Source organism: Dyella sp. S184, assembly GCF_009766065.1.
Classification (GTDB): Bacteria; Pseudomonadota; Gammaproteobacteria; order Xanthomonadales; family Rhodanobacteraceae; genus Rhodanobacter.
Window position 1 is genome coordinate 487,107 of record NZ_LMUE01000003.1, and the last position, 11,994, is coordinate 499,100.

Annotated in this window: 14 protein-coding genes and 1 tRNA gene; 8 read left to right on the plus strand and 7 right to left on the minus strand. The window is 64.7% G+C overall.

The window, feature by feature from the left end; genetic code table 11:
- Positions 1 to 8 precede the first annotated feature (8 nt).
- The 3 genes from GSQ75_RS09885 to GSQ75_RS09895 all read left to right on the plus strand — a co-directional run bounded on the left by GSQ75_RS09885 (position 9) and on the right by GSQ75_RS09895 (position 2,137).
- A complete protein-coding gene (locus GSQ75_RS09885) occupies positions 9 to 578 on the plus strand; it encodes a nitroreductase (protein ID WP_158754473.1) in 570 nt (189 codons plus the stop codon).
- Positions 575 to 1,480, plus strand: a complete 906-nt coding sequence (locus GSQ75_RS09890; RefSeq protein ID WP_256369801.1) for a 5'-3' exonuclease H3TH domain-containing protein — start codon at positions 575 to 577, stop codon at positions 1,478 to 1,480. The genes GSQ75_RS09885 and GSQ75_RS09890 overlap by 4 nt, the downstream gene beginning before the upstream one ends.
- 72 nt (positions 1,481 to 1,552) lie before the next feature.
- Entirely contained in the window at positions 1,553 to 2,137 is a 585-nt protein-coding gene (locus GSQ75_RS09895; protein ID WP_158754476.1) for an NUDIX hydrolase, read from the plus strand.
- A 22-nt stretch (positions 2,138 to 2,159) separates the two neighbouring features.
- Here the strand turns inward: GSQ75_RS09895 and GSQ75_RS09900 are convergent, their stop codons facing one another.
- From GSQ75_RS09900 to rsmD, 7 genes are all read right to left on the minus strand, one after another.
- Positions 2,160 to 3,209, minus strand: coding sequence for a TMEM43 family protein (locus GSQ75_RS09900; RefSeq protein WP_158754477.1), 1,050 nt, complete (start codon positions 3,207 to 3,209; stop codon positions 2,160 to 2,162).
- Complete coding sequence (locus GSQ75_RS09905) at positions 3,209 to 4,081, minus strand: MBL fold metallo-hydrolase (RefSeq protein ID WP_158754479.1); 873 nt, start codon at positions 4,079 to 4,081, stop codon at positions 3,209 to 3,211. Before GSQ75_RS09905 ends, GSQ75_RS09900 begins: the two co-directional genes overlap by 1 nt.
- Before the next feature lie 9 nt (positions 4,082 to 4,090).
- Entirely contained in the window at positions 4,091 to 5,827 is a 1,737-nt protein-coding gene (gene ggt, locus GSQ75_RS09910) for a gamma-glutamyltransferase (RefSeq protein ID WP_158754481.1), read from the minus strand.
- Positions 5,824 to 6,084 (minus strand): YfhL family 4Fe-4S dicluster ferredoxin, encoded by a 261-nt coding sequence (locus tag GSQ75_RS09915; RefSeq protein WP_158754483.1) that lies wholly within the window; start codon positions 6,082 to 6,084, stop codon positions 5,824 to 5,826. Before GSQ75_RS09915 ends, ggt begins: the two co-directional genes overlap by 4 nt.
- A 161-nt stretch (positions 6,085 to 6,245) precedes the next feature.
- Positions 6,246 to 6,746 (minus strand): hypothetical protein, encoded by a 501-nt coding sequence (locus GSQ75_RS09920; protein ID WP_158754485.1) that lies wholly within the window; start codon positions 6,744 to 6,746, stop codon positions 6,246 to 6,248.
- A complete protein-coding gene (gene coaD, locus GSQ75_RS09925; RefSeq protein ID WP_158754553.1) occupies positions 6,739 to 7,278 on the minus strand; it encodes a pantetheine-phosphate adenylyltransferase in 540 nt (179 codons plus the stop codon). Before coaD ends, GSQ75_RS09920 begins: the two co-directional genes overlap by 8 nt.
- 40 nt (positions 7,279 to 7,318) lie before the next feature.
- Complete coding sequence (gene rsmD, locus GSQ75_RS09930) at positions 7,319 to 7,900, minus strand: 16S rRNA (guanine(966)-N(2))-methyltransferase RsmD (RefSeq protein ID WP_158754487.1); 582 nt, start codon at positions 7,898 to 7,900, stop codon at positions 7,319 to 7,321.
- A 104-nt stretch (positions 7,901 to 8,004) separates the two neighbouring features.
- Between rsmD and ftsY the strand changes: the two genes are divergently transcribed.
- The 5 genes from ftsY (at position 8,005) to GSQ75_RS09955 (ending at position 11,782) form a co-directional block, all read left to right on the plus strand.
- Positions 8,005 to 9,144 carry a signal recognition particle-docking protein FtsY gene (gene ftsY, locus GSQ75_RS09935; protein ID WP_158754489.1) on the plus strand — a complete coding sequence of 380 codons (1,140 nt, stop codon included), beginning with the start codon at positions 8,005 to 8,007 and terminating at the stop codon, positions 9,142 to 9,144.
- Positions 9,145 to 9,167: 23 nt separating this feature from the next.
- Complete coding sequence (locus GSQ75_RS09940; RefSeq protein ID WP_158754491.1) at positions 9,168 to 10,229, plus strand: AsmA family protein; 1,062 nt, start codon at positions 9,168 to 9,170, stop codon at positions 10,227 to 10,229.
- On the plus strand, positions 10,226 to 11,287 hold the full coding sequence (gene mutY / locus GSQ75_RS09945) for an A/G-specific adenine glycosylase (protein WP_158754493.1): 1,062 nt from the start codon (positions 10,226 to 10,228) through the stop codon (positions 11,285 to 11,287). Before GSQ75_RS09940 ends, mutY begins: the two co-directional genes overlap by 4 nt.
- Before the next feature lie 69 nt (positions 11,288 to 11,356).
- On the plus strand, positions 11,357 to 11,635 hold the full coding sequence (locus GSQ75_RS09950; RefSeq protein WP_158754495.1) for an oxidative damage protection protein: 279 nt from the start codon (positions 11,357 to 11,359) through the stop codon (positions 11,633 to 11,635).
- A 71-nt stretch (positions 11,636 to 11,706) separates the two neighbouring features.
- A tRNA-Phe gene (locus GSQ75_RS09955) sits at positions 11,707 to 11,782 on the plus strand.
- Positions 11,783 to 11,994 lie beyond the last annotated feature (212 nt).

Sequence of the window (11,994 nt, forward strand, 5' to 3'; positions counted from 1 at the left end):
GTTTCCCCATGTCCCGCTCGTTATCCCTGCTCCAGCAACGCCATTCCGTTCCTTCGCGCCAACTGGGTGAGCCAGCACCGGATGAGGCGACGCTGCATGCGCTGCTGGAAGCGGCGATCCGCGTGCCCGATCACGGCAAGCTGGTGCCGTTCCGGCTGATCCGGCTGCAGGGCGACGCGAAACTGCGTTTAGGCGAACAGCTGGCTACCATCGCGATTCGCAACAACCCGGAACTGTCCGAGGCCAAGCAGGAGAAGGAGCGCCTGCGCTATACCTTCGCGCCGTTGGTACTGGTGGTCGTGGCGCGCATCGACTCGCAGAGCAAGGTGCCGGAAATCGAGCAGAAGCTCTGCGCCGGCAACGTGGCCTACAACCTGCTGCTCGGAGCCTATGCGCTGGGCCTTGGTGCGCAATGGCTGACTGGCTGGGCGGCATACGACAACGAGGTCGCGGCCATCCTCGGACTGGCGCAGCACGAGCACGTGATCGGTTTCGTCCACCTGGGCACGCCGCAGCTTGATGTACCCGACCGCGATCGCCCGGCGCTGGCCGACCTGCTCAGCACATGGACACCGTGAGCACGTCGACGACCAGACCTCCTGCCGTCCATCTGGTCGACGGCAGTCTGTACGTATTCCGCGCCTGGCATTCGATGCCGAACGAATTTTTCGATGCGGATGGCCATCCAGTCAACGCGGTGCACGGCTATACCCGCTTCCTGTGCGAACTGCTGGAGCGCGCGCAGCCCGAGCACATTGCCGTGGCGTTCGATGCCTCGCTGACCAGCTCGTTCCGCAACGCGATCTACCCACCCTACAAGGCCAACCGCGAGCTGCCGCCACCCGACTTGGAACGGCAATTCGTGCAGTGCCGCGCGGTCACCGAGGCGCTTGGCATCCACCTGATGATCGACCATAGCTTCGAGGCCGACGACCTGATCGGCAGTACGGTGTGGAACCTGCGCGCTGCTGGCTGGAGCAGCGTGATCGTCTCCGCCGACAAGGACTTCGGCCAGTTGCTGGGCGAACACGACGAGCAGTGGGATTACGCCCGCAGCGTGCGCTGGGGGCCAGCCGGCGTGCATGAGAAGCTCGGCGTGCATCCGCATCAGGTGGCTGACTATCTCGCGTTGTGTGGTGACGCGGTGGACAACATCCCCGGCGTGCCCGGTATCGGCGCGAAGACCGCTGCCGCCCTGCTCAGCCACTTTGGCAGCCTGGATACCCTGCTCGACCGCATCGACGAAGTAGCCTTCCTGCGCCTGCGCGGCGCCGCGACCTGCGCCGCGAAACTGCGCGAGCATGCCGAACAGGCGCGACTGTATCGTCGGCTCACCCGCATCGCGCTGGATGCCCCAGGCGCATCCATGGCCGACGCGCTGCTGCGCCGTCCCCATGAGCCGGGCCAGCTCGACAATCTTTGCGAACAACTGCGCTTCGGTGCCTTCACCCGCAGCCGCCTGCGCGCCCTGCTGCGCTGAGTCAGTCATGCCGGTTGTGGCGATCGGCCACGCACGTCAACATGTGCGCTGCCTTCTGATCCGTGGCCACCGATGAACGATTCCGCAAACCGCATTCCCGCCGATGCCAGCGCTCCGGTGGAAACCCTGTGCGAAGGCCGCTGGCTGAGCCTGCGCAAGCGCGGCCGCTGGGAATATGCCGAGCGCAACAATCCCGGCGGTGCAGTGATCATCCTTGCGGTGACGGCGGACGACAACGTGCTGTTCGTCGAGCAGTACCGCGTGTCGATCTTGCAGAACACCATCGAGATGCCGGCCGGCCTGGTCGGCGACGTGGCTGATCAGGCCGACGAAAGCGCGCTGCTGGCCGCCCAGCGCGAATTGGAGGAAGAAACCGGCTACCGCTGCCAGCGGGTGGAATTCGTCCACTGCGGCCCGTCATCGTCAGGCATGAGTACCGAGATGATCACCTTCGTGCGCGCATGGGGGCTGGAAAAGGTCGGTCCCGGTGGCGGTGACGAGACCGAGAACATCGTGGTGCACGAGGTGCCGCGCCGCGAGGCTGGTGCCTGGCTGTTCGCGCGTGCCGCCGAGGGCTATTCGATCGACCCGAAACTGTTTGCCGGGTTGTGGTTCATCGAACACACCAACCCGCTGCGCATCACAGCGGGCGCCTGAGCGGCGCCCGACTTTGGCTGGGTCACCGCTGATCCAGCAGCGCATGGCGCCGCACGCGCCAGATCGCTGTGACAAGGCCGAGCAGCGCGACAACCAGCCATGCGCAGAGCATGGACGTGTCGTTGCCCAGCCACAGCACGCTGGCCACCGCGCCCACGGCCAGCGACCCCAACGCCAGCGCCAGCAGCACGTCACCCCGTTGACGATGCGTCATCAAAAGCAGAAACGCGCCCAGCGCTGCCAGCAATAAAGCCAGTATGGAACCACCCAGCACGAATTCCGGTGGCACCGGCAGGTCAGGAAACACGTCGAGCAACGGCACCTGGCCGACTTCCACGTCATAACCCTTGCCGTCGGCAGCATCGGCAGCAGCGACCAGCCGATCACCGTCGATGCGTGCAATGACGGTCACCTGCTGCACTGGCACTTCGTCCCAACTCACCCGCAAGTCGCCCAGCCGTGGGTCACCCGGGTGCGCACTGGTTACCAGATAATCCTGGTAGGGACTGAAGCTGGCCGCGAGGTTCGCCGGCAGCAGCTTTGGATCCGGCGCGATCTGCTCGGAACCGGGCAGCGCATGCAGCAACTGTGACGACAACTTGAACCCGCCCATCTGTACCAGTCCGGCATCGAACTGCTTGCCGCTGAGCGGAAAGCTGGAGGGGTTGGCATGTCTGGCCGAATCCTCGAAGTGGCTGGCATCGATTGGGTGATCCACCCAGTCCAGCTCGTAGTGCACGCTGTCGCCGATACGGATCTCGCGCCACTGGAACATTTCCACGTGACGCACCAGCACAGGGGTGTTCACCCGCAGGTTGAAATCCGGATCGCGTGGTGCCTCCACCACGTTCGGCGTACCGACCATCCGTACCATCGCTCCGTACTGGCCGGCTTGCGGATTCGCATTGTGTTCGAGATCGATTACTTCGCCACCATGGCGCGCGGCGGCGGTGCGATAGTTGATAAGGCTGCGTGCGCTCATCGCCACCAGCCCTATGCCAGCAAAGACCAGCAACGCGCCGGCGAAATTGCACGCCAGGCCGCGTATGGATATCGCTTTGCCGAATTTCATCAAGTCGCTCCCACTGCAGATGGTGGCGGCGAACCGTGCAACTCACGCACTTCGTCTATCGTGCCAAAACGACCACGTGCGTCACACGTCACGCGCGCCAGTGCACAGTCATGATCATGGGTGAAGAACAGCCGCACATCGCGTGCCTGCTTGTCTTCCAGAAAAGCGCTTTTCTCGTCGATCAGCCTCTCCGGCCAGCGGTCATAACCCATTGTGATCGGCAGATGCACCCAGAAGCGGCCCGGTATCAGATCGGCACAGAACACCACCCCACCGACTTCAGCCAGCATGAGGCCTGGCGTATGACCGTCCGAAAAACTGAAGCGCACCGACTTGCCCAGCGTATGCGAATACTCGCCCTCGACCAGTTCCAGCCGACCGCTGGCTTCCAGCAGCGAAGGCAGTTCCGGGATGAACGAGGCGCGATCGCGTGGATGCGGCTTGAGCGCGCGGCGCCAGTGCTCGGCACCCACCACAAAGTGGGCGTTCGGGAATAACAGCCTTGGCGGCTGGCCCTCCTGCCATGCCGCCAGCAGACCGCCGGCATGATCGAAATGCAGGTGCGAAAGCACCACCACGTCGATGTCCTCATGCTTCAAACCCGCCGTGGCCAGCGAATCCAGCAGTACATGCTGCGGTTCGACCACGCCATAGCGCTCGCGCAGCGCCGGCTCGAAGAACGCACCAATGCCGGTCTCGAACAACACGTTCCTGCCATCCAGATTCTTCACCAGCAGACAGCGGCAGGCCAGCGGAATGCGGTTCTCGGCATCCGGCTTGATCCAGCGTGACCACAGCGCACGCGGCGCGTTGCCAAACATCGCGCCGCCATCCAGCTGCTGTGAGTTACCGAGGATCGAGAACAGTTCCATGGCCTGACCTTACTGCACCTTGCCCAAGCCAGATGGCCGGCGCGGATCGCTGGCCGCATCGAGCTTGTTGGTCTTGCGATCCCAGGTCACTACGTTCATGAAGCCCCACGATTCGCGCTGCTTCAGCGTGTAACCCATCTTGGTCAACGCGTCGCTGGTCGCGGGGTCGAACGTACCCTCCTCCACATCGACCACGTCCGGCATGTACTGGTGGTGGAAACGCTTGTGCGCGGCTATCTGCAGCGCGCTCTCGCCGTCGATGAAATGCAGGATGCCTTCCAGTACCTGGGTGATGATGGTCGAGCCGCCCGGCGAGCCGATCACGGCGGTGCGGTCAGGGCCGATCACGATGCTCGGCGACATCGACGACAGCATGCGCTTGCCACCCTGCGGCGCATTCGCAGCGCTGCCGAGCAGGCCGTAGACGTTCGGCTTGTTCGGCACCAGCGCGAAGTCATCCATCTCGTCGTTCAGCAGTACACCAGTGCCGGCGGCGACGAAGGTGGAACCCATCGTGTAGTTCACCGTCGAGGTGACCGATGCCATGTTGCCGTCGGCATCAATGATCGAGAAATGCGTGGTGTGCATGCCCGGCTCGCTGGCTTCCGCACGCGGCAGCATCGACGACGGCGTGGCCTGGTCCGGCAGGATGCCCTGGCGCAGGCCATCGGCGTAGTACGGCGACAGCAGCATGTCCAGCGGCATCTTCACGAAATCCGGATCGCCCAGGTAATCGTTGTGGTCGCGGAACGCGCGGCGCATCGCCTCGACGATGGTATGCACGCGATGCGCCTGATCCATCTTCGACAGATCGAAGCCGGACAGGATGTTGAGGATCTCGGCGATCGCCACGCCACCGGATGACGGCGGCGGTGCGGTAACGATGCGGTAGCCGCGATAGTTCAGCACGATCGGCGTGCGCTCTTTCGCCTGATAACTTGCCAGGTCGGCAAGCGTCCAGTTACCGCCGGCCGCATGCACCGCGGCAACCAGCTTCTGCGCCGTCTCGCCGTGATAGAAACCATCGTCGCCATGCGCGGCAATCAGTTCCCAGGTATGTGCCTGATCCGGATCGCGCCAGATCGCGCCCTCGGCTGGCGGTTTGCCATCCGGCAGGTATTTGGAGACCGAGGCCGGCCAGCGCTGCAGATCCTGCTGCTCCGCGGCGATCGAGCCGCGCAGACGCTTGTCTGGCTGGAAGCCGTCGCGGGCGGTCCGGATCGCCGGCGCCAGCGACTGCTGCAATGGCAACCTGCCGTAACGCTTCGCAATCAGCACCAAGCCGGCCGGCTCACCGGGAATGCCGGCCGAGAGCGGCCCTTTCAGCGCGGTATCGCGGTTCGGGCTGCCATCGGGATTAAGGTAATCCTTGCTGTTCACCGCCGCCGGCGCGGTTTCGCGGGCATCGATGAAGATGTCGTGGTCGTCCTTGGCCCGGTGCAGCACAGCCATGAAGCCGCCACCGATGCCCGAACTCTCCGGCTCCACCACCGACAGCGTGGACGCCACCGCGATTGCCGCATCGAATGCATTGCCGCCCTTGGCCAGTACTTCGAGGCCGGCATTCGTGGCGAGGAAATTCGCACTGGCAATCGCCGCATGGCCAGGGCGCTGCTGCAGTTGCGACGACTGGATTTGCGCAGAATGTGCTGGCGTGGCTTTCGGCGAGCCGTCGGCAGCGAATGCCACGCTGCCAACCAGCAGCAGACTCGAGGTCAGTACTCGCCAATGCAGGGAAACACTCATGCCGCAGACTCCTTGGCCATCAGGTGGCGGTATTTGAGGTCGAGCTGTTCGGGCGTCTCGACATTCGCGGGGTCGGTGATGATGCACTCGACCGGACACACCACCACGCATTGCGGCTCGTCATGGTGGCCGACGCATTCGGTGCACAGCGCCGGGTCGATCACATAGAACTCCTCGCCCAGCGAAATCGCCTTGTTCGGGCAAGCCGGTTCGCAGACGTCGCAGTTGACGCAGGTGTCGAGGATTTTCAGGGACATGGTTTCGATACTACATGCCGGGCATGCGTGGCCCTAGGCACATGGACAGGCAAGGCATCTTCGACGCGGCCCTGCTGCGGGGAGGATGGTTCCTTATCACTGCCCTCTCCCCGCTAGGGCAGAGGGCAGGAAAGCATGGCCGCGCCAGGCGCGGCCAGCACTCACATGGCAACGAAGCGGAAGGTGGCGCCGATCGGCTTCAACGCATCGGTGACGCGCTGCTCGTCAGCCTTGTCGCCGATGAACAGGATGATCACGTCCTTGAACGAACCCGGCTTGGCATCCTTGAAGGCGGCCACGATCAGGTCGGCGGTCTTGCCCGAATCCGGGCCACCGAAAACCAGCATGTTGCCCGGCAGCACGCCACGAGCCACGGTGTCCTGCACGCTCTGCAGCTGACGGTCGTTCTGCGCCTTGGCATCGTCGGTGGTGGCTGCCGTCACCATGTAGGCATACGGCTGGCTGGCGGTCATGCCCTGCATGTTCTTCTGCACGATCTGGCCGAGGTAGTTGTTCCAGCCCTTGGAATCGTTCGGGTCGGTCGGCTTCGGTACCTGCTGCACCTGCTGGGAAGCCTGCTGATCGTCCTGCGACTTGTTGCAGGCGCTCAGGGTCAGGCAAGCGGCCAGCGCGACGGCAGCAATGAGAGCGAACTTACGCATAATGATCACCTTCTGTTTCGGGTTGCTTGTTGGAGCCGGTCCGGCTCTTCTGCCAGCGCTGCCGCATGGCTTGTTGCACCGCCGGATGCACGAAACCGGAGATATCACCGCCGAGGCGGCCGATCTCGCGCACCAGCGACGAGGAAATGAAACTGTATTGCTCCGCCGGCGTCAGAAACAACGTTTCCGCCTGCGGGATCAGGTGGCGATTCATGCTCGCCAGCTGGAATTCGTATTCGAAATCCGACACCGCGCGCAGGCCGCGGATGATCACCCCGGCGCCGACCTCCTCGATGAAGGTGGCCAGCAGGCAATCGAAACCGCGCACCTCCACGTTGGGCAGGTCGGCCAGCGCCAGCCGGGCCAGTGTGATCCGCTCGTTGATGCTGAAGCCCGGCCCCTTGCTGGAACTGTCGGCCACCGCCACGATCACCCGATCGAACAGCGGCGCGGCGCGCGTCACCAGGTCGGTATGCCCGTTGGTGATCGGATCGAAGGTGCCCGGATAGATGGCCAGGCGCGGGTTGCCCAAAGGTTTGCTCACGGGTCGAGGGTGGCAGTCGAAGATGGCACTAGCTTAACGGAAGCGCGCGCCGATAGAGCGCAAAACGCACCTCGCCGGCATGGCCATCACGGTGCAGCTGCCAGTTCGGCGGGAGGGCTGGCGCGCTGTCCCGCGGCGATTCCACATAGATCCACGCCTGTGCGGTCAGCCAGCCACCCGTCTCCAGTTGCTGTGCCAGCGCCGTCCACAGGCCCAACGCAAAGGGCGGGTCCAGGAACACCAGGTCATGCGGCTCAGGCGAACCCTTTAGGAATACCCCCGCGTCGACCGATGCCACCTGGCCGGCACTCGTCTTGAGCCGCTCGAGGTTGTCGCGCAACGCCTGTGCCGCCCGCGTATCGCGCTCGACGAACTGCACACTGGCCGCGCCGCGCGACAGTGCCTCGATTCCCAACGCGCCTGTGCCGGCACACAGGTCCAGGCAACGCGCCCCTTCAAGCACCGGGGCCAGCCAGTTGAACAGCGTCTCGCGCACCCGTTCGACAGTGGGCCTCAAGCCCGGCAGCTCCGGCACATTCAGCCGCGAATTGCGCAAGCTGCCGCCGATGATGCGGATGCGCCCCGGCGCCGCGCCCCGTCCACCGCTCAAGGCGCCGCGCCCTCAGCGGTCGGACTCTCAGGGGCCGGACTCTCAAGGGCTCGTACAGGTTGGAGTGTTAGCATGCCGCCCATTGTCTTTGAATCACGGCCGCAATGCTCAAGTTCTGGAAGAAAAAGCCCGCCGAGACGACTCCACCGCCACCTGCCGCCACGGAGCCTGCCGACGCTGTCGCACCGCTTGGCAGCGAGTCAGCAGCGCTGAACGAGGCGCTCGCGGAGATCCCCGCGCCGGCCGATACGCGGGCAGAAGTCGAAAGCTTCGCAGTACCTGCCATCGATCCGGTAACCGAGGCGCCCGCCCCAACCAAACGCAGCTGGCGTGATCGGCTGTCCGGCAATGCGTTCGCGCGTGGCCTGACCTCGCTGTTCGTACGCCATCCCAAGCTCGACGACGACCTGCTCGACGAGCTGGAAACCACCCTGATCACCGCCGACGTCGGCATCGAGGCCAGCACCGAGCTGGTCGAGAGCCTGCGCAAGCGCATGCACAAGCGCGAATTCGCCGACGCCCCGGCCTTGCTGGCCGCGCTGCGTGAGGCACTGGTCGCCCTGCTGAAACCGGTCGAACAGCCGCTGGACGTACGCGGCCACCACCCGTTCGTGGTACTCACGGTCGGCATCAACGGCGCCGGCAAGACCACGACCATCGGCAAGTTGGCGCGCCGGTGGCGCGACGAACGCCATGCGGTAATGCTGGCCGCGGGCGACACCTTCCGTGCTGCCGCGGTCGAGCAACTCAAGACCTGGGGCGAACGCAACCAGGTGCCGGTGATCTCGCAGGGTCAGGACGCCGACGCTGCCAGCGTAATCTTCGACGCCCTGCAGGCCGCACGTTCGCGCGGCATCGACGTGCTGATCGCCGACACCGCCGGCCGCCTGCACACCCAGGGCGGCCTGATGGACGAGCTGGGCAAGATCGCCCGCGTGCTGAAGAAGATCGACCCCGCCGCACCGCATGAGGTGCTGATGGTGATCGACGGTACCACCGGCCAGAACGCGATCAACCAGGTGCGCCAGTTCCGCCAGATCGTCGGCGTCACCGGGCTGGTCGTCACCAAGCTTGATGGCACCGCCAAGGGCGGCGTGGTGTTTGCGCTGGCACGCGAGTTCGGGCTGCCGATCCGCTATGTCGGCCTCGGCGAAACCGCCACCGACCTGCGTGTGTTCGAGGCTGCGGCGTTTGTCGATGGCCTGCTGCCGGCAAGCCTCGGCGACGGGCACCTCCATGACTGAATTGCGGCAGCGAGGCTGAGCCGATGTCGCGCCGGCTGCGCCTGATCCTGCTGGTACTTGGCGGCCTCGTGCTGACCGCCGTGCTCGCCGTGGTCACTGCCGTCTATCTGCTGCTGCAGCCGGATCGCTTCACCGCGATGCTGCAGACCCAGGCACGCAATGCCGGTCTGGAACTGATCCTGGCCAGCCCGGCCAGCCCAACCCTGTTTCCGCGCCCGGCGCTGGAGTTGTCCGGCATCACGCTCAACGCGCCAGGCGCCAATGCGTCGATCCTGTTCGCCGGGCGTGGCCGGCTGACCTTGCCTTGGCAAACCCTGCTCGGTGGGTCACCCGTAATCACCCAGCTGGAGATCGATTCCCCGCGCGTCGACCTGGACGCGCTGCAGGATTGGCTGGCCACCCTGCCCGCGCAGCCCGCTGGCGCCCCGCCGAACATCCCGCGCATCGACACCGGCATCAGTATCAGCCGCGGCAGCGTGGTGCGTGGCGACGAACTGCTGCTTGGCGACGTTTCGCTTGAAGCCGGCAGCCTGATTTCGGGCCAGCCGTTTCCACTCAGCATGTCTGCCATCACTGCAGCCAAGACGCCATTGCAACTGCACCTGTCTGCCACGCCGCGCATCCAGGGCAATACGCTGCAGCTGGACAACATCGAACTGCACCTGTCGCAAGGCAGTACGTTGACACTTGCACTGAACGGCAGCGCGCACTGGCACGGTGCCGCCGACGCCGCCGCCAGTCTCACCGGCAAGCTCGATCATGCGGACGCCGGGCAATACGATATCTCACTGACTCTGACGCCGGCTGACCAAAGCGACCCGTTGTTGGTCGCGCTGAAACTGGATGGCCCCGACAACCACGCCGACCTGCGCATGCCGCCATTGGAACTGGCGCATTGGTGGAGCGCCCTGGGTGACGAACAAGGGCAGCTACAGATGCCACCGGGCAGTGGCCATGCCGAGATAGCCAGGTTCGAGGCTGGCAATGTCAGCATCGAAGGGCTGACCCTGCGCGCCGGCGACGACGTGCCCGCTGCCGCCAGCACCGCCGCGCCGGCAAAACCGGCGCTTCGCAAAAAACCATGACCGCCACCTTTGCCACACGCCTGCTGCGCTGGTTCGACCAGTACGGCCGCAAGGACCTGCCCTGGCAGCAGGCCACTGAACAAGGCCTGCGCGATGCATATCGCGTATGGCTGTCCGAGGTGATGCTGCAGCAGACCCAGGTCGCCACGGTGGTCGCTTACTTCGAGCGCTTCGTCGACGCGCTACCCACCCTGCGTGATCTCGCCGCCGCTGAAGAAGACACCGTACTGGCGCTGTGGTCGGGGCTCGGCTACTACCGCCGCGCGCGTTTCCTGCACCACGCTGCGCAGATCTGCGTCGAGCAGCACGATGGCGAACTGCCGCGTGACTTCGTCGCACTCAACGCGTTGCCCGGCATCGGACGCTCCACCGCCGGCGCGATCCTGGCGCAGGCGCACGGCCTGCGCTTCGCCATCCTCGACGGCAACGTCAAGCGCGTACTCACCCGCTACCACGGCATTCACGGTCATCCCGGCCAGAGCACGGTGGAGAAACAGCTGTGGCAGCACGCCGAGACCCACACACCGAGCACGCGTGTCGCCGACTACACCCAGGCGATCATGGACCTGGGTGCCACCGTCTGCGTGCGCTCGCGCCCACGCTGCGAGATCTGTCCGCTGGCCGCCGACTGTGTCGCCCATCGCGACGACCTCACCACGCAACTGCCCACCAGCAAACCAGGCAAGCGCATCCCCACCCGCGCCACCGTGATGCTGATCCTGCGCGACGCTCAGGGCCGCGTACTGCTCGAACGACGTGGCCCGCAAGGTGTATGGTCAGGCTTGTGGAGCCTGCCGGAAGCAACCGATCCCGACAGCGCGTGGCGCATCGCGCAGCAGCATGCACAGATCGACGATGCGCAAATGCTCACGCCGTTCACCCATGTCTTCAGCCACTATCGACTGAACATCGAGCCGCTCTTGTTCGATCGCGCGACAGCACAACGCGGCATCGCCGATAATCCGCAACTGCGCTGGTGCAGCGCCGGCGAACTGACTGCATTAGGCCTGCCTGCTCCGGTACGCACGCTGTTGCTGCAGCTCGATGACATGCACTGAACGCATGCCGCAGATTCCACCGTTCAAACCCGGCCAGACCCGCTCCATCAGGTCACGAGGACAAAAACCATGAGCCGCACCATCCATTGCGCCAAGCTCGGCACCGATGCCGAAGGCCTCGACTTCGCCCCATGGCCCGGCCCGCTCGGCCAGCGCATCTATGCCGAGATCTCCAAGCCCGCATGGCAGCAGTGGTTGGCCCACCAGACCACGCTGATCAACGAATACCGGCTCAACCCGCTCGACCCGAAGGCCCGCAAGTATCTCGCCGAAGAGATGGAGAAATTCCTGTTCGGCGGCGACTTCGCCAAGGCCGCCGGTTTCACCCCGACCGACAGCGAGCCTTGACGAAAAGCCGCGTATTCGGTCTAATGCGCGGCTCCACGTGACACCAGCAACCCTCGCGGTTGTCCAGATTTGGCCGAGTAGCTCAGTTGGTAGAGCAGGGGATTGAAAATCCCCGTGTCGGCGGTTCGATTCCGTCCTCGGCCACCATGTATATGAATCAAGCGCTTGATGTTTAGGCGCTTTTTTCGTGCCTGCTGTTTTCTTGCCCTCGTATCTACCCACAGCGATCGTGGCGACCGTCGGCACCCGTGTTGCACGCAGGACCGCACGCGGACCGAGCCATCAAGGGGTGGCGTAAGCTCCCCCGCTAGGTAGACGCCACAGAAGTAGAACTTTCTGGCATGTTTCGGCCAGGAGGT